This window comes from Pedobacter sp. (assembly GCF_965249885.1).
GTDB lineage: Bacteria > Bacteroidota > Bacteroidia > Sphingobacteriales > Sphingobacteriaceae > Pedobacter.
Genome location: NZ_OZ252254.1, coordinates 4,412,115 through 4,433,603 on the forward strand (window position 1 = coordinate 4,412,115; position 21,489 = coordinate 4,433,603).

General features: G+C 39.1%; 22 protein-coding genes. 10 read left to right on the forward strand and 12 right to left on the reverse strand.

The genetic code is table 11. The annotated features are described in order from the left end of the window. Positions 1–36: 36 nt before the first annotated feature. The 3 genes from ACY2A0_RS18655 to ACY2A0_RS18665 are packed head-to-tail and all read left to right on the forward strand — an operon-like array spanning position 37 to position 1,939. The gene (locus tag ACY2A0_RS18655; protein ID WP_461790887.1) at positions 37–567 is read left to right on the forward strand and encodes an RNA methyltransferase; all 531 of its coding nucleotides are present in this window, start codon (positions 37–39) and stop codon (positions 565–567) included. Positions 568–589: 22 nt separating this feature from the next. Then, positions 590–1,252 (forward strand): YdeI/OmpD-associated family protein, encoded by a 663-nt coding sequence (locus ACY2A0_RS18660; protein WP_461790888.1) that lies wholly within the window; start codon positions 590–592, stop codon positions 1,250–1,252. Between the two features lie 60 nt (positions 1,253–1,312). After that, positions 1,313–1,939, forward strand: a complete 627-nt coding sequence (locus ACY2A0_RS18665; RefSeq protein WP_461790889.1) for a hypothetical protein — start codon at positions 1,313–1,315, stop codon at positions 1,937–1,939. Here ACY2A0_RS18665 and ACY2A0_RS18670 read toward each other — a convergent pair. The 9 genes from ACY2A0_RS18670 to ACY2A0_RS18710 form a co-directional block, all read right to left on the reverse strand. Beyond that, on the reverse strand, positions 1,931–2,392 hold the full coding sequence (locus ACY2A0_RS18670) for an RES family NAD+ phosphorylase (RefSeq protein ID WP_461790890.1): 462 nt from the start codon (positions 2,390–2,392) through the stop codon (positions 1,931–1,933). The genes ACY2A0_RS18665 and ACY2A0_RS18670 overlap by 9 nt on opposite strands. After that, positions 2,389–2,820 (reverse strand): antitoxin Xre-like helix-turn-helix domain-containing protein, encoded by a 432-nt coding sequence (locus ACY2A0_RS18675; protein ID WP_461790891.1) that lies wholly within the window; start codon positions 2,818–2,820, stop codon positions 2,389–2,391. The genes ACY2A0_RS18670 and ACY2A0_RS18675 overlap by 4 nt, the downstream gene beginning before the upstream one ends. A gap of 45 nt (positions 2,821–2,865) precedes the next feature. Continuing rightward, on the reverse strand, positions 2,866–3,555 hold the full coding sequence (locus tag ACY2A0_RS18680; RefSeq protein ID WP_461790892.1) for an SIR2 family NAD-dependent protein deacylase: 690 nt from the start codon (positions 3,553–3,555) through the stop codon (positions 2,866–2,868). A gap of 81 nt (positions 3,556–3,636) precedes the next feature. Next, complete coding sequence (locus ACY2A0_RS18685) at positions 3,637–4,530, reverse strand: hypothetical protein (RefSeq protein ID WP_461790893.1); 894 nt, start codon at positions 4,528–4,530, stop codon at positions 3,637–3,639. Positions 4,531–4,639: 109 nt separating this feature from the next. Further along, complete coding sequence (locus ACY2A0_RS18690) at positions 4,640–5,377, reverse strand: (Fe-S)-binding protein (RefSeq protein WP_461790894.1); 738 nt, start codon at positions 5,375–5,377, stop codon at positions 4,640–4,642. Between the two features lie 21 nt (positions 5,378–5,398). After that, positions 5,399–6,763, reverse strand: coding sequence for an MFS transporter (locus tag ACY2A0_RS18695; RefSeq protein WP_461790895.1), 1,365 nt, complete (start codon positions 6,761–6,763; stop codon positions 5,399–5,401). A 45-nt stretch (positions 6,764–6,808) separates the two neighbouring features. Then, positions 6,809–7,012: a putative polyvalent protein kinase domain-containing protein gene (locus tag ACY2A0_RS18700; protein WP_461791081.1), complete on the reverse strand. Its 204-nt coding sequence runs from the start codon at positions 7,010–7,012 to the stop codon at positions 6,809–6,811. Between the two features lie 59 nt (positions 7,013–7,071). Further along, a complete protein-coding gene (locus ACY2A0_RS18705) occupies positions 7,072–7,437 on the reverse strand; it encodes a putative polyvalent protein kinase domain-containing protein (RefSeq protein ID WP_461790896.1) in 366 nt (121 codons plus the stop codon). A gap of 69 nt (positions 7,438–7,506) precedes the next feature. After that, positions 7,507–9,399: a RecQ family ATP-dependent DNA helicase gene (locus ACY2A0_RS18710; RefSeq protein WP_461790897.1), complete on the reverse strand. Its 1,893-nt coding sequence runs from the start codon at positions 9,397–9,399 to the stop codon at positions 7,507–7,509. A gap of 213 nt (positions 9,400–9,612) precedes the next feature. On the opposite strand from ACY2A0_RS18710, the gene ACY2A0_RS18715 reads away from it, so the two are divergent. Next, positions 9,613–12,864 (forward strand): amidohydrolase family protein, encoded by a 3,252-nt coding sequence (locus ACY2A0_RS18715; RefSeq protein ID WP_461790898.1) that lies wholly within the window; start codon positions 9,613–9,615, stop codon positions 12,862–12,864. Positions 12,865–13,175: 311 nt separating this feature from the next. Here ACY2A0_RS18715 and ACY2A0_RS18720 read toward each other — a convergent pair whose 3' ends face one another. Continuing rightward, positions 13,176–14,363, reverse strand: a complete 1,188-nt coding sequence (locus tag ACY2A0_RS18720; RefSeq protein ID WP_461790899.1) for a BaiN/RdsA family NAD(P)/FAD-dependent oxidoreductase — start codon at positions 14,361–14,363, stop codon at positions 13,176–13,178. 200 nt (positions 14,364–14,563) lie between these two features. Here ACY2A0_RS18720 and ACY2A0_RS18725 point away from each other — a divergent pair, with 200 nt between their 5' ends. Together ACY2A0_RS18725 and purE are read left to right on the forward strand one after the other, a co-directional pair. Continuing rightward, positions 14,564–15,703 carry a 5-(carboxyamino)imidazole ribonucleotide synthase gene (locus tag ACY2A0_RS18725; RefSeq protein WP_461790900.1) on the forward strand — a complete coding sequence of 380 codons (1,140 nt, stop codon included), beginning with the start codon at positions 14,564–14,566 and terminating at the stop codon, positions 15,701–15,703. A 220-nt stretch (positions 15,704–15,923) separates the two neighbouring features. After that, the gene (purE, locus tag ACY2A0_RS18730) at positions 15,924–16,406 is read left to right on the forward strand and encodes a 5-(carboxyamino)imidazole ribonucleotide mutase (RefSeq protein ID WP_461790901.1); all 483 of its coding nucleotides are present in this window, start codon (positions 15,924–15,926) and stop codon (positions 16,404–16,406) included. 164 nt (positions 16,407–16,570) lie between these two features. Here purE and ACY2A0_RS18735 read toward each other — a convergent pair whose 3' ends face one another. Further along, positions 16,571–17,134, reverse strand: coding sequence for a YqgE/AlgH family protein (locus ACY2A0_RS18735; protein WP_461790902.1), 564 nt, complete (start codon positions 17,132–17,134; stop codon positions 16,571–16,573). 99 nt (positions 17,135–17,233) lie between these two features. Here ACY2A0_RS18735 and pdxH point away from each other — a divergent pair, with 99 nt between their 5' ends. From pdxH to ACY2A0_RS18755, 4 genes are all read left to right on the forward strand, one after another. Then, positions 17,234–17,884: a pyridoxamine 5'-phosphate oxidase gene (gene pdxH, locus ACY2A0_RS18740; protein WP_461790903.1), complete on the forward strand. Its 651-nt coding sequence runs from the start codon at positions 17,234–17,236 to the stop codon at positions 17,882–17,884. An 82-nt stretch (positions 17,885–17,966) separates the two neighbouring features. Then, complete coding sequence (locus ACY2A0_RS18745; RefSeq protein ID WP_461790904.1) at positions 17,967–19,427, forward strand: peptide MFS transporter; 1,461 nt, start codon at positions 17,967–17,969, stop codon at positions 19,425–19,427. Positions 19,428–19,520: 93 nt separating this feature from the next. Beyond that, entirely contained in the window at positions 19,521–20,246 is a 726-nt protein-coding gene (locus ACY2A0_RS18750; RefSeq protein ID WP_461790905.1) for a polyprenol monophosphomannose synthase, read from the forward strand. Positions 20,247–20,805: 559 nt separating this feature from the next. Further along, on the forward strand, positions 20,806–20,925 hold the full coding sequence (locus ACY2A0_RS18755) for a helix-turn-helix domain-containing protein (RefSeq protein WP_461790906.1): 120 nt from the start codon (positions 20,806–20,808) through the stop codon (positions 20,923–20,925). Between the two features lie 57 nt (positions 20,926–20,982). On the opposite strand, the gene ACY2A0_RS18760 is transcribed toward ACY2A0_RS18755, so the two are convergent. Further along, the gene (locus tag ACY2A0_RS18760) at positions 20,983–21,486 is read right to left on the reverse strand and encodes a hypothetical protein (RefSeq protein ID WP_461790907.1); all 504 of its coding nucleotides are present in this window, start codon (positions 21,484–21,486) and stop codon (positions 20,983–20,985) included. Positions 21,487–21,489: the final 3 nt, after the last annotated feature.

Sequence of the window (21,489 nt, forward strand, 5' to 3'; positions counted from 1 at the left end):
TTAAAGGAAAGTTTGCAGCAATAGTATAGAATAGAGATGAAAAAATTAAAGTTAGAAGAACTCAACAGAGTAGATATAGAAGGATTTAAGGCGCAGGAAAAATTACCCGTTGTAATTATGCTGGATAATGTGCGTAGCATGCACAATGTGGGTTCGGTTTTCAGAACAGCTGATGGATTTGCCGTAGAAAAAGTAGTACTTTGTGGCATTACAGCTCAACCACCTCACCGTGAAATAGAAAAAACAGCGTTGGGTGCTACTCAATCCGTTGCTTGGGAGCATGTAGACGACACATTAACAGCTATTGAAAAATACAAAGGTTTAGGCTACCAAATTATTGCCATTGAACAGGCTCAAAATAGCACAATGTTAAATAAAAACCAGCCTAACTTACAGGAAAAGTATGTCCTTATATTCGGAAACGAAGTAAATGGTGTAAGCGAAGAAGCGATGCAACAAATTGACAAGTGTATCGAGATACCTCAATTTGGAACCAAACACTCTTTCAACATTGTAATATCTGCTGGAATAGTACTTTGGGATTTTTTTGCTAAAATGAAACTCTAGTATAATTATTTAGCGTTACGAGATGGAAAATCAACTTTTAAAGAAACTACAGATTAGACCTGGTTTTAACGTAGGTGTAATAAATGCGCCAGAAAATGCTGCCGCTATATTCGGAGACATTCCTACATCAATAAATTTCAGCTACATAACGCAGCCTCATTTACAGGCATACTTAGTTTTCGCTATTAACAAGGCTGATATGATACATGCTTTAAAAGAAATCCAACCTTGGATCGACGGACAAATCATACTGTGGATCCTATATCCTAAAGCTAAAACCTCAATTGCTAGCGACTTAAATTTAATGCAATCTTGGGACGAGCTTAAAAGTTTCGAATTGGCCCCATGTGCTTCTGCAGCTATTGATAAGATTTGGACAGCAATAAGAGTGAAGCCATCCGGCACTCAAAAAAAATCTGGTGTAGGCAACGCAGAGCTAAAAGAAAATGAGTATGGAAAATACATTGATCCGGTTAATAAAATCGTAACACTGCCAGAAGATTTAAGAGCTCACCTGCTAAAACATCCAACAGCTTTTGGATTTTACAATCAATTGGCGTACTCCCACAAAAAAGAATACGTACTGTGGATCATCACTGCAAAACAGGAAAAAACTAAAAACGACAGGATGGATAAGATGATATCCAAACTTCTAGAGCACAAAAAAAATCCTTCCGAGAAATAGCCCTAAGTCTGCAGCGTTCAAACAAATGTGTGAAACCATTGTTCTAGTCTAAAATAAAACATGGGTAAATCATTTCTTTCGATCCTAATATTTTCAATCTTATTTGTAGTTGCAAAAGGGCAAACCAGACCTGACAAACTTTACACAGTAAGTGGAATTGGCACCTCGGTACCAATTGGCGAAACTGCTGATTTTTTTAGCCCAAAAATATCCACCACATTAGGCGTAAACTTGGGCTTAGGCAGCAAAGGCCTATTTTTATATCCTAAATTTAATTTACACGCCTTTGCATACAATGGAATTACGCCCGATGACGGACTAACTTATACTGCGCAAAATGCCAGATCAACTACCTATTTACTAAATGTAGCACTAGGTTACAGAAAAATTACTGGGAAATTTGGCTTTTATGGGTACGCAGGTGCTGGAGGTGGATTTATACTCACTCCAAAAGTTGAGGTTAACCCAGTTACGCAACAGGTGATTTCCTCTAATAAAACCTACGGAATGCCAATGTTAGAGATGGGTGCTGGCATAGAATACAGCTTAGGAGGCTTATCTTTGTTTACTGAGGCAAGCTATATGAATGGATTTAAAAAAATACAAAACCGAAATTTTACTACTATGCCACTTACAATAGGCATTAAACCTAATTTAAGTCGCTTGTTTAACAGTTCATCAAAATAGGGAATTCATTAACCTATTATCGGTAAAAAAATCTGAAACCTTTTTAAATTTCACTTCTCTGAAAGAATCCGCTTGCGTATTGATGACGTAGTTTCTTTCAGAAGGAACGATAACGGACGGAACAGAAAACGCAACGACGCTGGAATCTTCAAGCAGTTGTTTACCAATCCACTGTGTATAGTTGACATCGGAAATCCATTCCTTTTGTAGCCGTGTTTCATCCACATGAAAAATATCGTCTGCGTTCAGTATTTCAATTTCCAATACCGCCAAGTTACGCATGTGTTCCTTAAATTGAGCATGAACGAATTTTTCTAGCAATGCTAATGATAGCGTTGCACTGGCATATACACAAGGGTAATTAACTTCGTTCCAACGGCCGCCAAACAATTTCGCACCTATCCCCTCCCGATCTTCGATATAATCTATATTGGCGAGGCGATATAAAATCATATGTAAACCCCATGAGCTATACGACCCAACTCATTGCTAATGCGTTTTACGCCCCAAAAAGAACGCAATGAAGAAAAATCTAAAATTATACCTAATACTTCTTTTTTTTGCAATAGCCAACTCTTTACCGCATCAGGTTTTCCAATTACTTGCTTAGCCAAACTAGCCATATTTTCAAGTTGGTGCAAGTGTTCAGCATGCAAGCCCTCAAAGGGTTTTTCATCCTTTAGATAGCGCTGTAAAGTCCTATCGCTAATATGCAGTATATCAGCCCACTCCGCTTGACTAAATGGCAGCAAATCATTTAGATGGATAAAGCTTTTGATCTGATAGATTTGCAATTTCGGAGTGGTAGCATAGAGTGCTTCTGGTTCAGCTGCAACCAACATTTGCCGATTTTCAGGATAACCGTATTTGATGGATTTCATAACATAGAATTTTGTCACACCAATATACGACTATTTTCTTGAAATTCAAATTTTCAGATAGTTCAGTAAATCTTTCACTCCTTCAGTGGCGCTTTTAGAAATCTTTGTAACATTACTCAATCCGCCTATGTCTGGAATTTTAGGATCAATGATGAATTTTGGTGTTTTACTACGTACATAATGAACCAAGCCAGCCGCAGGATACACTGCCAACGAACTGCCGATGAGTACAAAAACATCAGCCTTAGCACAAATTTTTGCCGCAATTTCAATCATTGGCACAGCCTCACCAAACCAAACCACATGCGGCCTTAAAGGAGATCCCAACTCGCACACCTCATCCATGTTAATCTCATCGCCATTAATTGGATAAATCAAGTTAGGATTTTTGCTAGATTGTGCATAAGTAATAATACCATGTAAATGTGTGACCTTTTTCGAACCAGCTCGTTCGTGCAAATCATCAATATTTTGAGTGATAATTTCTACGTCAAAATCTTGTTGTAAAGCTGCTATTGCTAAATGGGCATTGTTCGGGCTAGCCGCTAAAACTTGTCTCCTACGCTCATTATAAAAGCGCTGCACTAGTTCAGGATTTCGTATCCAGGCTTCGGGTGTAGCTACTTCGGTCACATCGTATCCTTCCCATAAGCCATCTGCATCTCTGAAAGTTTTCAAACCACTTTCAGCACTGATGCCAGCACCAGTAAATACAACCAACTTTCTTTTTATCATATCTTTTTACTATAAATAAATTTATAAAAAAAATGTCCCAACCAAACGATCAGGACATTTCAGAAAATATAAATGGAAAAATTAATTAATTCTCATAGAACCACCTTGGCGGTTACCATTATTTCTAAACCTAGCCATCATTGCAGCTTGCTTCGCCTGATATTGCTCAGGTGTAATCGAAATCGCCTTTTTTGGTGCAGACACATCTTTTGAACTCACACCTCTGTACTCGATGCTAGTAGCCAACATGCCTCCACCCTTTTTTTCAATAGCCAACACGGTACCTTCTGTCCATAGATTTGGATCAGGCGAAAAACTAAAACCTAAATCATTAGTGTACCATAAAACAGTTTCATCTGTGATATCTTTTTCCATACCTAAAACTGTTGCTTTACGCGTAGTTTTAATAGTAACCTTGTTGCAGTTCAAATTCACAATTTTTTTAGTTTCATCTGATTTAATCACTTCAACTGTAGGCGGAACGTTTAAAAATTGTACTGCACTGGTTGTTTGACTTTGATTTCCGCCACCATTTTGTCTACCCATCATTGGGTTAACCACGTTTACAGTCAATTTGGTAGGCATTACATAAGTTGTATCCATCAAGTCAAATACCTCAACCACTTTTTGATCAGCGAAAGTGTAATAGTACTCCTTGTTGCCGCCACCGAATCCGCCGAAACGCATCATCATACGACCCATGTTAGGCTGTCCACCACCACCGCTATTGCTATCTTCAGTTTCTGTTACCGGCATAAAGCTGGCATTTGTAGCATTGTACAACAACTCGTAATTGGCTTTTATAGATTTAGGCATTCTTGCCTTCATTTCTTCGCTAATTGGGAAACCACTAGCTTCAGCCATCGCTATTGGATCTATAGAGGTTTGATACTGGATAGCACCCGATTTTTTTTGCGCTTGAGCACCAATCGTAAGGGCCATTGCACTTAAAAAAGCAATAAATGTTCTTTTCATTTTGTTTAAGATAATAAGCAATGCAAATCTAAATGAAAGCGATGCGATATCGTGTTAAAAAAGGTTAATTATTTCGTTTATAACTAGAGTTTTACAATACACTGATACCTTAATATTCAGTGCTTTCCAACCAGCCATTGGCTAAAACATCGGCCAAATGCATGGTCTTGATGGAAAGATTGTTTTTCTGAATGTAGCCATCCAGGTGCATTAAACAAGAGAGATCGGTAGAAATGATATAGTCTGCGTCCATTTCCAATGCATTGTTTACCTTTTGTTCAGCCATCGCCGATGATATGGCATCAAATTTCACAGCAAAAGTTCCTCCAAAACCGCAGCACATGTCGGTGTCTTTCATCTCTAACATCTCCAATCCAATTACTCTTGATAATAGTTGGCGAGGTTCGTCTTTAATTTTGCACTCTCTTAAACCGCTGCATGAATCGTGATAAACTGCTTTTCCCTCCAACTCGGCACCAAAATAATCTTTCTTTAGCACGTTGATAAGAAAATCAGATAGTTCAAAAATATTACTTTGCAAACTGCGGCATTTATTATGTACAATGGTATTGGTAAACAAATCGTTAAAGCCATTTTTCACCATCCCTACACAAGATGCTGACGGGGCAACGATATACTGATGTTCAGAAAAATCATTTAAAAACTTAGTTCCTATTTCTTTGGCTTCCTCCCAGTAACCGGCGTTATAAGCAGGTTGCCCACAACAAGTTTGTTTAGGATTGTAAACTATTTCACAGCCAGCTTTCTCTAACACCTTGATGGTGTTAAAGGCAGTTTCAGGGTATAATTGATCTACAAAACAGGGAATAAATAATTCAACTTTCATCAGATATCTTTTCGTATAGCCCTAAGCACGTTCGTCAACCGTAACAGATGAAGGCTGAACTCGTTTTAAGAGCAGCAAAAATATCAATCCTATTACAAAAAACGAAGCTAAAGCAATAATAGAATTTCTCATGTTGTTGGTAAGCTCTTCAATAATGGCAAAACTGAACAAGCCAATTACGATGGAAAGCTTCTCCGTGGCGTCGTAAAAGCTGAAAAATGATGCCGTATCTTTTGTGTCTGCTGGTATGTATTTAGAATAGGTTGATCGGGATAGCGATTGTATACCACCCATAATTAAGCCAACTACAGCAGCTAATCCATAAAATTGATATTCGTTGGTGATAAAATAAGCACAAAAGCAGGTGCCGATCCAAATAAAGACCACAATGGCTAATACGTTAATATTCCCTATTCTTCTGGATAGCGAAGACATCATTACCGCACCTAAAATTGCCACTAATTGAATAATCAAAATGACGGCGATAAGCTTTGAAGTACCCAAATGCAACGTTTTTTCGCCAAAACCTGCTGCAGCAAGCATAATGGTTTGTACGCCCATGGAGTAAAAGAAGAAAGCAAGCAGGTAATTTTTCAAAAACTTCATTCCCTTAATTTGTTTCCAAACCTTACTGAGTTCCAAAAAGCCACTTTTAAAAACATTCACGCCATCATATTTAGGATTGGGTTGATCAACAGGTAATTTTTTAAAAGGAATTTGGGCAAAAATAATCCACCAAACTCCTACTAGTAAGAAAGATAATCTCGGAGGAAAAGAATCATCAGTAATGCCGAACCACTCTTGTTTTAGCACGAACACAAAACAAATCAACTGCAAAATCACACTTCCTATGTATCCAAAAGAATAGCCTTTAGCACTCACGGAATCTTGCTGATCAACCGAGGCAATTTCGGGCAGATAAGAGTTATTAAACATCACACCTCCCACGTAACCCATTGCTGCAATGGCAAAACAAATAATGCCAAACTCTAGCGTATCGAGTTTAAAGAAATACAAGCCAATGCAAGCTAAAGCACCAATATAAGTGAAAAGCATCATGAAAAATTTCTTCTTACCCCTACTATCTGCAACCGATGAAAGTATAGGCAGCAACAACACCATAACCAAATAAGCCACCGAAAGTGCATAGTTAGACAAAGCGGTGTTAGTAAAAGTTCTACCGAAGAACGTTACTTTATCACCATGTTCTTTTGTTGTAGTGATGATGGTGTAATATGCTGGAAAAATAGTGGAAGTGATTACCAGATTATACGCAGAGTTTGCCCAATCAAAAAAGGCCCAAGAGCGAATTGTTTTTTTGTCGTTTTTTATTTGAACTGAATCAAAGTTGGCCTTTGTTGTTACACTTGAAAAGTGGTCGGTCATAAAATAATTTGTTTTGCTGAAACTAAGATAGAAAAATTGAGCAATTTAATCTTTCCAAAATTCTTCCGTTAAGTAAAACACTGTATCTATAAAAAATAAGATTCCGTTGTTTGTAAGTACATTTTCATCATGCAAATCCTCTAAAATTATACCGATTTCCCAATTGATATAGTCGTTATTACGTGAATTTGAGAAGCCGTTTTGCTCGAGAAATTCTTTAACTTTCTTCAAATCAGTGATGTTTGTGATGACTACAAAATTCTATCGAACCACCGCATATAAAACGTCCTGATCATCTTTCGTAAAACCTAATAAACGTAGGCTGTATCTGGAAAAAAATAATTATGTAGCAACAGATTATGAAAATAATCTACCCAAGAAGTGTAATAGATAGCATCGTTGAGCTTAATGACATGTTGGCTATCTTTTAAATATACCTTTTGTTCCGCACCTTCACTCACATATTGAGAAAAATCTATATCAACCAACCAAAGTCGATTTTTATCAATGTAAGAAACTAAATTCTCTGTTTCTTGTTGTCGGAATGACTTTGATCCTTTAATTGCTTCGCCTGTGCTCTTGCTTTTTCCAAGGTAACTGGATATTGCTTGGATAACTTTTCCGAACCTAACTTCGCTCTTTCCTGAAAGGACATTACGTATTTCATTTTTCACTAGCTTAAATCGTCATTACAAATATAGAAAAAAAGCACTTCAATTTAGCATTCCATCAAGAGCAGGAACCTAAACATAATATTTTCTTCCATCAGTTTTTATTTTGCCAGCATCAAGTAGTTCTCTTATCAATTCAACCTTATCATTATCGGTACCTGTGGCAATTTGCTTCACCAGCTCATCTAAATCTAAGTGATTGCCCTGCAACAGCGTATATATCTCAAACTCCATTTTATCGTAATAACTAGCTTTTTCTTCTGCTCTCCGTTCGGCCAAGCAGACATCGCAAACCCCACATTTTTCAGCTTTAGTTTCGCCGAAATAGGTCAATAATTGGATGCTTCTACAAATATCATTAGCTGCATAAGCAAGCACCCCTTCTATTTGGCTACGCTGTATTTCCTTTCGCAAGTTGATGAACTTAGCATCGATATCGAGATGCAGCATATCCATACGTGGCCTAACAAATTGCAGTTGAGGCTGATCAGTTTGCTGCATGTAGGAAATGATATTGAATTCCTGTAATTTCTTTAAGTAAGCAATTACATCCAAATAGGAAATTTTAAGTCTATTGGATAAATCACTTTCTTTGATTTTCACATATCCATCAAAAGCCCCGCCGTAAGATCGTTGTATGGTTTTTATCAAAGGATCAAAAGCAGCATTCTCTATTTGAAAACGATAGACTTCTTCGTGGCTTATCGTAAACATTAATCTTGATGGAATAAAAACACTTTCAGTTAAAGTGATATAACCATCTCTTTCTAAAAACTTCAGCGCAGCCATAGTTTTAATCACGCCAATGCTGAACCTCTTACAAAAGTCGGCCAAGTCAAACTCAAAGGTTAAACCTTCGGCAGCACCATAAGCCAGCTGGTAATAATTGCCCAAGTGATGATACACCTTTTTAATATCCTCAACGGATGGAAAACTTTCGGTGTATTTGGCTTCTAAGTTAATGCGGTCGGCTTTATTGGTGAGTAGTACTGCAAATGCTCTTTTTTCATCCCTGCCAGCCCTACCCGCTTCTTGATAGTAGGCCTCTAAACTTTCGGGCAAATCCAAGTGTACCACAAAACGCACATTGGGTTTATCAATTCCCATCCCAAACGCATTGGTGGCCACCATTACCCTGGTTTTATCTTGCTTCCAATCCTCCTGTTTTTGAAAACGAATATCTTTATCTAAACCTGCATGATAAAAATCTGCTGAAACATGGTTACGCTGCAAAAATTGAGCAACCTCCGCAGTCTCTCGTCTATTTCTCACGTAAACCAATCCACATCCTTTTACATTTTTACAAATATCGATCAGCTTACCATGCTTATCGTCCAGATTGTAAACTACATAGCTTAAATTCTTTCTAGAAAAACTTTTGACGAAAACTTGCGGATCCTTTAACGTCAGTTTGTCGATGATATCTAACCTGACTTCGGGCGTTGCCGTAGCAGTTAATGCCAGCATCGGTACATCGGGAAGAATTTCTCTAAGCTCTTTGACTTTGAGGTATGGCGGTCGAAAATCATAACCCCACTGCGAAATACAATGCGCTTCGTCTATGGCAATTAAATTCACGTTCATGTAGGAAATACGAACTCGCACCAACTCCGAGAGCAGTCGTTCAGGCGACAAGTATAGAAACTTGATTTTCCCATAGATACAATTATCCAACAGGATATCGATTTCCCTTTTGCCCATTCCTGCGAAAATGGCTACAGCCTCAATTCCTTTTGCCTTTAGGTTCTCTACCTGATCTTTCATCAAGGCCACTAATGGAGACACCACAATGCAGATACCATCCATCATCATTGCGGGAACCTGAAAGCAGATGGATTTGCCTCCGCCGGTAGGCAGAAGCGCTAAAGTATCGTGACCATTAATAACGGACTGTACGATTTCCTCCTGCAACGGACGAAATACATCAAACCCCCAATACTTCTTTAAAACCTCAGTTGCAGTCATGATATGGTAACCTCAAAACTATGAAACGGCAGCGGTTTTTCAAAAAAGCTTTAGCTAAAGCCGCACAGATTTTGTTCTATTCAAACTTAAAATGTGTTGGAATGTTTGTAAACACTTTGATATCAATTGTATCAAGTTTTCAGAAAGACATCTGCGCATCTGTGGCAACAAATAACTAAATTGCAACCTTTAGTTGTAAAGATAAAATTAAGAATGAAGAAGTACGTATTTGCCTCAGCGCTCCTATTTGCCTTAAGCTATGTTAATGCCCAAGAAAAAAAAGAAAGTCCTAAGTGGGACGTAGAAAAATATAAAGGTGCAACCAAAACTTTTAGTATCAATACCAATGAAGGTACTTGGATGAATTTGGATGTAAGTCCGGATGGGAAAGAAATTGTGTTTGATATGCTGGGCGATATTTACGTAATGCCCATTACCGGTGGAACCGCCAAATTAATAAGCGGCGGCGTTGCTTATGAAGTACAACCAAGATTTAGTCCTAACGGCAAATATATTTCTTTCACTAGTGACAGAAGTGGCGCCGATAATATCTGGATCATGGACAGACAAGGCGGCAACAAAAAGCAAATCACTAAAGAAACTTTCAGATTGCTTAACAATGCTACTTGGATGCCTAATAGCGATTATATCATTGCCAGAAAACACTTTACTGCTTCACGCTCACTAGGTGCTGGCGAAATGTGGATGTACAGCATTTACGGCGGTGATGGCGTTCAACTAACGAAACGTAAAAACGACCAACAAGATGCCGGCGAACCGAATGTATCGCCTGATGGCAAATTCCTTTATTTTAGTGAAGATGTATCGCCAGGGCCAAGCTTTCAGTACAGCAAAGATCCAAACGGTTTAATTTATGCTATTCGCCAGCTGGACCTTAACACAGGAAAGTTGACCAATTTAATTGCAGAACAAGGCGGTTCGGTACGGCCACAGGTTTCTCCGGATGGAAAATATATAGCCTATGTAAAACGGGTGCGTTTAAAATCGGCACTGTTTGCGCAAAACTTAAAAACTGGCGAAGAATTTCAGTTATACGATGACCTTTCTAAAGACCAGCAGGAAACTTGGGCAATCTTTGGTGTTTATCCAAACTTTGCTTGGACACCTGATGCAAAAAAAATAGTGTTCTATGCAAAAGGAAAGATCAAACAGATTGAGTTGAACAGTCTTTACGTGAGTGATATTCCTTTTGAAGTGACCAGCAACCAAACGGTACAGGAAGCGCTACACTTTGATCAGCAAGTTTATCAGCCCGAGTTTACTGCAAAAATGATCAGGCAATTGACTACATCGCCTGATGGCAAAACAGTAGTATTTAATGCCGCTGGTTTTCTCTACAAAAAAGACCTACCGAACGGTGCGCCAGAGCGTTTAACCAATGGAATGGACTTTGAATTCGAACCGGATTTTAGCCCTGATGGTAAATTTGTGGTTTACACTACTTGGAGCGATGAATTTAAAGGTGCCGTAAAACGTACCGACTTAAAAACAGGCAAAACCATCACTTTAACCGACGAAAAGGGCTATTACTATTCGCCAAGCTATTCGCATAAAGGAGATAAAATTGTTTTCAGAAAAGGGGTTGGAAATGAAGTGCTAGGTTTAACTTATGGAAAAAATACAGGTATTTTTATAGTTTCAGCTAATGGTGGGGCAAAAACATTGGTATTGGATAACGGCATTAAACCTCAATTCAATAGCGACGATACCCGTATTTTTTACCAAAGCTATGATAGCGGCAAAAAGGCTTTTAAGAGTGTTGATTTAAATGGAAATGGCGAACGTGTGCATTACACCTCGCAATACGCTACGCAGTTTTGTCCAAGTCCAGATGGCAAGTGGATGGCTTTCACCGAACTGTTTAACGCTTACATTACGCCAATGGTTACCGCTGGCACTGCTTTGGATTTATCCGCAGGCAATAAAGCAATTCCATTAGCTAGGGTTACTAAAGATGCTGGCACTTACTTGCATTGGAGTGCCGATAGCAAAAAACTGCTATGGACTTTAGGGGAGAAATACTACAATAGAGAAATCAAAAATACCTTTGCTTTTGTGGAAGGTGCACCACAAGTTTTACCGGAGCCCGATACCGCCGGATTATCGCTAGGACTAAAACTCAAGGCAGATGCTCCAACTGGATTGGTAGCCTTAAAAGGCGCTAGAATCATCACCATGAAAGGTGACCAAGTGATTGAGGAGGGCACTATTTTAATCGAAAACAACAAAATTAAGGCCATCGGTAAGGCAACTGATGTGGCCATTCCTGCAGATATAAAAGTAATTGACGTTACTGGCAAAACCATTATGCCTGGAATGGTTGACGTACATGCGCATTTGCGCACCAGCCCTGACGGTATAAGTCCACAACAAGATTGGTCGTACCTAGCCAACTTAAGTTTTGGCGTAACTACCTCTCACGATCCGTCAAGCAATACGGAAATGGTTTTTAGTCAAAGCGAAATGCTAAAAGCTGGTCGCATGATCGGACCTCGTTTGTATTCTACAGGATCTATTTTGTACGGTGCTGATGGTGATTTTAAAGTGACTATCAATAGCTTGGACGATGCCCTTTCACACCTTCGTCGTTTAAAAGCAGTGGGTGCCTTCTCGGTAAAATCTTACAATCAACCGAGAAGAGACCAGCGCCAGCAGATTTTGGAAGCGGCTCGACAGTTAAAAATGGAGGTTGTTCCCGAAGGTGGATCTACTTTTTTCCATAACATGAATATGATTGCCGATGGACACACCGGAATCGAGCACAGCATTCCAATTGCACCGGCTTACAAAGACGTGCTGAGTTTCTGGAATAATACCAATGTTGCCTATACCCCTACTTTAATTGTTGCTTATGGCGGTCAATGGGGCGAAAATTATTGGTACGACAGAACCAACGTTTGGGAAAATGAACGATTACTGAACTTCACACCTAGAGCGATTATCGACGCTAGATCAAGAAGAAGAACTACATCTGAATATGGTGATTACGGTCACATTGAGGTAGCAAGAACTACCAAACAAATTGCTGATGGCGGCACTAAGGTAAATTTGGGAGCACACGGACAAATACAAGGTTTAGGTGCTCATTGGGAACTTTGGATGTTGGTTCAAGGAGGAATGGATCCGTTAAAGGCAATCAAATGTGCTACATTGAACGGTGCCGAATACTTAGGTATGGGTAAGGAATTAGGTTCCCTGGAAACTGGTAAACTGGCCGACTTAATTGTATTGGAAGATAATCCTTTAGAAGATATCAGGAATTCAGAGAAGATCAAATATGTGATGATCAACGGCCGCATTTACGACAGTATGACCATGAATGAAACCATTAGCAGAGAGAAAATCAGACCTAAATTGTGGTTTGAAATGGATAAAGGCGTTGCTTTTTCACTGCCTTACAAAATGGCCGAAACTTGGACGTTTACCGTACCAAATTGTGATTAGAGACAGTAATATGAGTTAAATTATTTTGAATTGAATTGCCGTTCCAAGCGCCTTGTCATTCTGAGCAAAGCGAAGAATCTGTTATAGTACTCAGCATCCCATCATTCAAAGCCACCTTGTCTTTCAGAGCCGCTTTGTCATTCTGAGCGAAGCGAAGAATCTGTTAAATTCATAATAGATGTCTCGTAACCTCGACATGACAAGGTGCTTTAGAATATTACCCTTTGGCGACCCCTTGTCATTCAGAGCAAAGCGAAGAATCTATTAAATTTCATAACAGATGTCTCGTAACCTCGACATAACAAGGCGTTTTAAATATGTTGCGCTATTACAAAACCACTAGCCCAAGCCCATTGGAAATTATACCCACCTAGCCAACCCGTTATATCTACACACTCGCCACCAAAATAACAACCGGGTAGCTTCTTGCTCTCCAAAGTCTTCGACGAAAGTTCGTTGGTATCAATACCACCACGCATCACCTCCGCTTTGTCATAGCCTTTATCGCCAGCTGGCTTCACTTTAAAATGATGTATCGTTTGCTCCAATTGCTCCATTTCAGCTTTGCTCAAATCGGCGATAAGTTTTGTTAATGGCAAGAATTTACCTAACGCCTCTGTAAACTTCTTTGTGTAAAATCTATTTAGCAAAGTAGATAGTTGAACACCTCCATTACGCTGTCTTTCAACTACTAATACTTCTTGTATGTTATCATTCGGCAGCAGATCAATCTCGATACTTTCACCTTTACGCCAATAGCTTGATATCTGTAAAATAGCAGGCCCGCTTAACCCCCAATGGGTAAACAATATGTTCTCTTCAAAACTAGCGCTTTCACTATTCACCCTACAAAACACCGAATTTCCAGATAGTTGAGCAAACCATGCCTCATCCTTTCCAGTAACAGTTAAAGGCACCAATGCAGGTGCAGTGGCAACAATATTCAAACCGTGTTGCTTTGCAAACTTAAGCGCAAAATCTGTTGCACCCATTTTAGGAATTGGCAAACCACCAGTAGCAATCACTAGCTTAGGAGCTTGCAAAGTCCGTTGTTTTGCACCTGTGCGGTAAACCACTTCATAACCGTTGTTTTGTTCTACGGATAAAATTTCGGCATCGCAAATGATCCGCTGGTCCATCTCTTCGCAAAGCGATGTAAAAACCCGGACAACATCTTTGGCATTTTTACCATCCGGGAACAATTGACCCAGTGTTTTTTCTGCTCCATAAATACCGTAAGTTTCGAAAAAGCTTATCGTATCATCCACAGTCCACTGCTTAAACGCAGATTTTACAAAATGTTCATTGTTGGAAATGAATTGCTCATCGGTAGCACCCAGATTGGTGTAATTACAACGGCCACCGCCTGATATCAATATTTTGGCGCCAGGCTGACTGTTTTTTTCGAGCAACACCACCCTTTTACCTAAAAAGCCCGCTTGCACCGCACACATTAATCCGCAAGCTCCAGCACCAATAATTATCGCATCGTAATCCATCTAGTAAATATCAATATTAAAAGCAAAAGTAAAAAAGCTTAACGATTATTAGTGCAAGCTTTTACACCTCCAGCTTTTCGATTAACATCATTTTAGGTAATAAGCCGTTAAGCTATCAGCTAAATAAATCGTAATTAGTAAATCTAACAGCCCATAACTCCCCTATTTTTTCTATTTTTGTTGCAAATTAAATAGCGATAATGGCAAAACAAGTTAGCGAAATCAAATTAGGTATTTTAGGAGGCGGACAATTAGGCAGAATGCTGATACAAGAAGCGATCAACCTCAATTTAACAACTTTAGTACTTGATCCCGATGCAGATGCACCTTGCAAAAGCATTGCTAACTATTTCGAAAACGGTTCTATCACTGATTATGATACCGTTTACAACTTTGGCAAAAAAGCCGATGTAATCACCATTGAAATTGAAAAGGTAAATGTGGAAGCGCTGGAGCAGTTGGAGAAAGAAGGTAAACTTGTTTATCCTCAACCTAGGGTGATCAGACTGATTCAGGATAAAGGCATACAAAAACAGTTTTTTAAAGAAAACGATATTCCTACATCACCATTTATGCTAGTTAATTCCAAAGAAGATTTAACCAGTGAAAAATTTCCTTTCCCTTATATCTTAAAATTGCGAAGAGACGGCTACGATGGTAAGGGGGTAATGAAAATTACCAACTCGGCGGACGTTGCTGATGCTTTTGATGCACCTACTTTAATTGAAGAATGGGTAAATTTCGAGAAGGAAATTGCAGTGATTGTAGCAAGAAACGCTAATGGTGATGTTAAAACTTTCCCAATGGTAGAAATGGAATTTAATCCAGAAGCTAACTTAGTAGAGTTCCTGATATCTCCATCAACCTACCCTGAAAGCATACAAGAACGTGCGGAGAAAATTGCGAAAGACATTGCTGCAGCATTAAATATTACCGGCATTTTAGCCGTTGAGATGTTTGTAACACCAAATGGTGATATTTTGGTAAATGAATTGGCACCACGTCCGCATAACAGTGGGCATCAAACCATCGAAGGAAACTACATTTCCCAATTCGGGCAACATTTAAGAGCAATCCTAAATCTGCCACTAGGAGATACTCGCTCCATTTCAAATGCCATTATGGTAAACGTTTTGGGTGAAAAAGGCCACGACGGCGTAGCTAAATATGACGGTTTAGAAAAAATACTTTCTGTGGAGGGCGTATATGTTCATCTCTACGGAAAAAAATATACGAAGCCATTCCGCAAAATGGGCCACTTAACTATCGTGGACCAAAACAGGGAAAAAGCAATCGAAAAAGCGAGATTCGTTCAAAAAACTTTAAAAGTGATATCGTAGGGAATAGGAATTAGTAGTTAGAGATTAGTATAGAAAGTACGAGAACCAAAGCATGAAATAACAAATTGAATCTGTACATCAATTAGCCTGACCGCTGATACCTGACCACTAACCACTAATACCTAACCCCTAAATACTAAAACCTCAATAACGATCAAAAATAACGATGGTAATAGGGCTAAAAAACCAACCATCTAAACAACTAACAAACCATATAGAAATGAAAGTTGGTATTATCATGGGCAGCAAATCTGACCTGCCTGTTATGCAAGACGCCGCAGATATCTGCAAAGAATTCGGTGTAGATTTTGAAATTACAGTGGTTTCAGCACATCGCACACCAGACAGAATGTTTAGCTATGCCAAAGAAGCGGCTAGTCGCGGAATCAAAGTGATTATCGCCGGAGCAGGTGGTGCAGCACACTTACCAGGAATGGTAGCCTCCATCACTACAGTTCCTGTAATTGGCGTTCCGGTAAAATCATCTAATTCAATTGACGGCTGGGACAGTATTCTATCCATTCTTCAAATGCCAAATGGTATCCCAGTAGCTACCGTGGCTTTAAATGCTGCAAAAAATGCTGGCCTGTTAGCAGTACAAATCTTATCAACAGCAAAACCAGAGTTAGCAAAGAAGATGCAAGCGTACAAAGATACTTTGAGAGCAAAAGTGGAAGAAACCGCTGCCGAAATGGAAAGTTAATTAGAAAGTCCGGAAGATTTTTAGTCCGCAAGTCGGGAGTGATAGTATTTAAGATCAGAAGTGATAAAACCATGCTGTCGGATTTCTAGGCTTTAGATTATATCCTCCTACATTGGTAATCTGATTTCCCGACTTTCGGACTTCCCGACCAAAAAACCAAAAACCTAATTCAAACTTGGGTCGATTGGAAAATTACTTACATGGGCATACTTTGGCCCTAAATTGATGATCACTTCCTTCCAAAGTTCCTCTTCATTATTAGAAAAAACAGTTTCTTGGTGATATTGATCAGAAACAATCCAGGTATTAGCAGCCACCTCACTCTCCAACTGCTGATAACCCCAACCAGAATATCCTAAAAAGAATTTCACCTCATCCTCTTTGATGCTATTATTGTTGATCAGGATCTTTAGGGTTTCAAAATCTCCGCCCCAGTAAATTCCGTCGGCAATTTCCTCGCCGCTGTTTAACTTATCGTAACAACGATGGATAAAATGAACCGTATCTACTTCTACAGGACCTCCAATAAAAACCTGAAAATCAGCCAACCACAAATCAGGAATTAAATCCTTCACCACTAAATTACTAGGCTGGTTCAATATGAAACCTATTGTCCCTTGCTCATTGTGCTCGGTAAGCAAAACCACCGAGCGCTTAAAATTCGGATCCGCTAAAAAGGGTTCCGAAATAATTAACTTACCTATAGAAGGGTTTAACAAACTTAACATAGTTCAAAATAACAAATATATTTTATGATTAAACTCATTTAAATCTCAAAAAATAGCCGAACATTAAAAAGTATAGGCGAACAAACTTACTTTTGCTTAATGAAGCTCAACAAAGAAACAGTACAGAATTTAAGGCAAGATTATAAATCGGCCGAATTGAATGAAAAAGATATCGTTAAAAATCCTATAGCACAATTTGAAAAGTGGTTCGGTGATGCAATTGATGCACAAATATACGAACCTAACGTGATGACTTTAGCTACAGCAGATAAATCGGGCAGGCCAAACGCTAGGATTGTATTGTTAAAAGGTGTTGATGAGGAAGGCTTCAGCTTTTACACCAACTATTTGAGTCAAAAAGGAAAGGAAATCAAAAGAAATCCTTTCGCTTGTTTGGTGTTTTTTTGGGCTGAACTAGAGCGTCAGGTTAGAATTGAAGGCAAAATTGAAAAGTTGGACAAGGAAACTTCTGAGCAATATTTTCATTCGCGACCAACGGGCAGTCAAATTGGTGCTATCGCCTCACCACAAAGTCAAGTAATTGAAGGCAGAGAAAGCTTAGAGGCAAAAGTTCAAGAGCTCACACAACAGTACGAAGGGAAGCAAATTCCTAAGCCTGCACATTGGGGAGGCTACATTGTGAAACCCACTTCAATTGAGTTTTGGCAAGGCCGACCAAGTCGTTTACACGATAGAATTAAATTTACGCTAGTTAACGGCGGCTGGAAAATCGAACGTTTGGCACCGTAGTTAAGTTGTCAGTCTGACTCTTGTCGAAGTATAAATTTAAGTTTTGTCCCAAAAAACCAAAAACTAATCAAATCAAAATCCAATGACTACCAAACACCCAAAACAGCTCTATCTTCTATTTTTCACCGAAATGTGGGAGCGTTTCTCATTTTATGGTATGAAAGCATTGCTGTTGGCCTACATGGTAACACAGTTAAACTTCGACGAGCCGAAGGGTTATGCCATTTTAGGTGCTTATTCGGCCTTAGTTTATACTATGCCAATGTTTGGCGGTATGTTGGCAGATAAGTTTTTAGGCTACCGACGGGCCATCATATTCGGAGGGATAATGATGGCAATTGGACACATCGTGTTGGCTATACCGCAGGATTGGAGCTTTTTCTACGGAATGGCATTTATTATTTGTGGTAATGGATTTTTCAAGCCCAATATCTCCTCCTTAGTAGGCACACTTTATGAAAACAACGACCCGCGGAAAGACAGTGGCTTTTCACTTTTTTACATGGGAATTAATGTTGGTGCGGCGCTGGGTGGTTTACTTTGCGGTTACGTAGGGCAACAAATCAACTGGCATTACGGCTTCGGATTGGCAGGGATCTTTATGGTGTTAGGCTTAATCGTTTTCATCATCGGTAAATCGTCATTGAAAGAAAAAGGGCTACCACTTACCAATAAGCTTAACGAAAAGGTAGCTGGCTTTATCAAAATTGAATACCTTATTTACCTACTAACTTTAGTAGTACTACCTGTTATAGTTACTTTATTCAATTATTACGAGGCACTGGATAGCATCATGTTAGTGTTGGCAGTAATCTCGGTAGCTTATATTCTTTATGTAGCATCAAAACTAGAAAAAGTAGCAAAATTCAAACTACTATCAGCGCTTATTATGGTTGTAGTATCTACTTTCTTCTGGGCTTTTTATGAGCAAAATGCAGGTTCATTGAACCTATTTGCAATGCGAAACGTGGATATGCATGTATTCGGATTGGAATTACCTGCGCTATCTGTCAATAATTTCTTACCCCCAGCTTGGGTAGTAGCATTAAGTTTGCTTTTCGCTGCGTTATGGCCTTGGCTAAATAAACGCGGTTGGGAACCCTCTACACCTGCGAAATTTGCACTGTCGTTTATTTTCGTAGCCATGGGATTTTTTACCTTTTATTTGGCTTGCCAAGCAAGTTTAGATCACGGACTTATTCCACTTGTGGCATTTGCTGGAGGATATTTCTTCATCATTTGCGGTGAAATGTGTATCTCTCCAGTCGGCCTTTCCATGATCACCAAACTATCACCGGTAAATATTGTAGGCTTAATGATGGGAATTTTCTTCTTTTTCACGGCCATAGGCGAGTTTTTGGCAGGAAAAATTGGTGCATTGATGAGTATTCCAAAAAATATTGTGGAAGCAAATAATCCAGTACTTTCCTTACCTTATTATGCCAGCGTGTTATTGCAAATCTCCATCTACTCCGCAGGTATTGGCGTACTGATATTTTTCTTAGTTCCAGTGCTGAAAAAGTGGATGGCAGACATCAGATAGTTTAACAAAATTTAACGCCTTATCTAAGTTTCAACATCAGCTTAAATTCATTACTTTCGCAAATCGTAATTCGTCAATCTAAACATACATTAATTGTCAGATAGCTTAGTCATCATACCTACTTACAATGAAAAAGAGAATATCGAAAAGATCATTCGAAAGGTTTTTTCATTGCCCTATTTATTTGAGATTTTAATTATTGACGATGGATCGCCAGATGGCACAGCACAAATTGTACAGCAGCTACAAAACGAATTTCCTGCCTTACACTTGGAGCAGCGCAAAGGCAAGTTAGGTTTAGGGACGGCTTATATCCATGGCTTTAAATGGGCTTTGGAAAAAAGGTATGAGTATATTTTTGAAATGGACGCCGATTTTTCGCACAATCCTGAAGATTTAGTGAGGTTACGGGAGGCCTGTGTAAACGGTGCTGATTTAGCCATCGGTTCTCGCTATGTGAAAGGCGTAAATGTGGTGAACTGGCCAATGGGACGCGTTTTGATGTCCTACTTCGCCTCCATGTACGTCCGGATCATTACCGGCATCAACATTCAGGACGCCACGGCTGGCTTCAAATGCTACCGCCGTAAAGTGCTAGAGACTATTCCTATGCACAAAATCAAATTCGTAGGATATGCCTTTCAAATCGAAATGAAGTTTACGGCCATCAAGTTTGGGTTCAACGTGGTGGAAGTACCCATCATTTTCACCGATAGAACCGAAGGCACCTCTAAAATGAGCACCCGTATTTTCAGGGAAGCTTTCCTTGGGGTAATTCAAATGAAAGTGAACAGCTGGTTTAGAAATTATAGGCGATAGCTAGCTGCCCCAACTCTCCAGTTAATTAAGAACTATCGTTTCACATTCAAGTAATCATTAATTTACCACAGTTTTGGTTTCTTTTGCACCGCCCATCCACCACCGTCATCCCGAATTTAGTTCGAGATCTTAATGCGATAGAAGGGCAAACAAACACCTCACCGTATCCTCATCCTTAACCAATAACTACAATTCCCGTTTGGGCAAGCCTTTGTTGCCTGTTAATCATTGATTAACACAGTTATGATTTCTTTTGCACCGCTCCATCCCTTATCGTCATCCCGAATTTAGTTCGGGATCTTAATGCGACAGAAGGGCAAACAAACACCTCACCGTATCCCTCATCCTTAACCAATAACTACAATCACTTTTTTGCAGGCATTTAATGTCGATTAATGATTAACAAACCACAGTTGTGATTTCTTTTGCACCATCCATCCCCCACCGTCATCCCGAATTTAGTTCGGGATCTTAATGCGTTAGTAGGATAAACAAACACCTCACCATATCCCTCATCCTTAACCAATAACTACAATCACTTTTTTGCAGGCATTTAATATTGATTAATGATAGTAAAATTTCCAAAATAGAGAATGGAAAGTTTAACATTAAGCTTTCTACTATCATCGAGCTTGCGAAAGGCTTAGGAATTGAGCCAAAGGAACTGTTGGATTTTTGACGGTTTTTCGACTTAGCGGTGTAATATTCAATAGAAATATTGCTTTTGAACTTTGCACTAATTAATCGGATTTTTCTTCAACCATTCAGTAAACATCCGTTGCACCACCTCTTTGATATTTCCCCTATCCAATCCGTCTACATACCATTGTATGGCATCATGTTGAAGATCTTCGACCCCATAATAAAGACAATAAAAATCAGTTAACATGTGATTGTTTAAAGACAAATGCAAATCTCTTAGTTCCCTCAAAGTCTTCAAAACTTCGTCAACATCAAAATGGTCGAAATCGGTAGTCGCTAGCAGATAGCTCACGTAGTTTTTAGTTATCTGGTCTTTATCGCTGTAATCTAAATGCAGTTCATTCAAGACCTTACTTGTTAACGAATGTAGTTCGAACTGATCGTAAGGTGGGCTGATCCCAGCAAGTATCACTAAATGTTCTGTATCATAACCATTCATCAACATTAACACCGCCCAATCAATCCAAAATTGATCGATATCATAGTTGAGCGCTTTGTAAGCAAGTATGGCATGAGTGGACTTAACGAGATAAATCATAGA

Excerpts from the sequence above, each read along its gene's own strand:
- ACY2A0_RS18665 (WP_461790889.1), top strand. The coding sequence starts at position 1,313 with ATGGGTAAATCATTTCTTTCGATCCTAATATTTTCAATCTTATTTGTA.
- ACY2A0_RS18745 (WP_461790904.1), top strand. The coding sequence starts at position 17,967 with ATGACTACCAAACACCCAAAACAGCTCTATCTTCTATTTTTCACCGAA.
- ACY2A0_RS18660 (WP_461790888.1), top strand. The coding sequence starts at position 590 with ATGGAAAATCAACTTTTAAAGAAACTACAGATTAGACCTGGTTTTAAC.
- pdxH (WP_461790903.1), top strand. The coding sequence starts at position 17,234 with ATGAAGCTCAACAAAGAAACAGTACAGAATTTAAGGCAAGATTATAAA.
- ACY2A0_RS18760 (WP_461790907.1), bottom strand. The coding sequence starts at position 21,486 with ATGATTTATCTCGTTAAGTCCACTCATGCCATACTTGCTTACAAAGCG.
- ACY2A0_RS18675 (WP_461790891.1), bottom strand. The coding sequence starts at position 2,820 with ATGAAATCCATCAAATACGGTTATCCTGAAAATCGGCAAATGTTGGTT.
- ACY2A0_RS18685 (WP_461790893.1), bottom strand. The coding sequence starts at position 4,530 with ATGAAAAGAACATTTATTGCTTTTTTAAGTGCAATGGCCCTTACGATT.
- ACY2A0_RS18680 (WP_461790892.1), bottom strand. The coding sequence starts at position 3,555 with ATGATAAAAAGAAAGTTGGTTGTATTTACTGGTGCTGGCATCAGTGCT.
- ACY2A0_RS18715 (WP_461790898.1), top strand. The coding sequence starts at position 9,613 with ATGAAGAAGTACGTATTTGCCTCAGCGCTCCTATTTGCCTTAAGCTAT.
- ACY2A0_RS18695 (WP_461790895.1), bottom strand. The coding sequence starts at position 6,763 with ATGACCGACCACTTTTCAAGTGTAACAACAAAGGCCAACTTTGATTCA.
- ACY2A0_RS18725 (WP_461790900.1), top strand. The coding sequence starts at position 14,564 with ATGGCAAAACAAGTTAGCGAAATCAAATTAGGTATTTTAGGAGGCGGA.
- ACY2A0_RS18720 (WP_461790899.1), bottom strand. The coding sequence starts at position 14,363 with ATGGATTACGATGCGATAATTATTGGTGCTGGAGCTTGCGGATTAATG.
- ACY2A0_RS18710 (WP_461790897.1), bottom strand. The coding sequence starts at position 9,399 with ATGACTGCAACTGAGGTTTTAAAGAAGTATTGGGGGTTTGATGTATTT.
- purE (WP_461790901.1), top strand. The coding sequence starts at position 15,924 with ATGAAAGTTGGTATTATCATGGGCAGCAAATCTGACCTGCCTGTTATG.
- ACY2A0_RS18735 (WP_461790902.1), bottom strand. The coding sequence starts at position 17,134 with ATGTTAAGTTTGTTAAACCCTTCTATAGGTAAGTTAATTATTTCGGAA.
- ACY2A0_RS18670 (WP_461790890.1), bottom strand. The coding sequence starts at position 2,392 with ATGATTTTATATCGCCTCGCCAATATAGATTATATCGAAGATCGGGAG.
- ACY2A0_RS18690 (WP_461790894.1), bottom strand. The coding sequence starts at position 5,377 with ATGAAAGTTGAATTATTTATTCCCTGTTTTGTAGATCAATTATACCCT.
- ACY2A0_RS18655 (WP_461790887.1), top strand. The coding sequence starts at position 37 with ATGAAAAAATTAAAGTTAGAAGAACTCAACAGAGTAGATATAGAAGGA.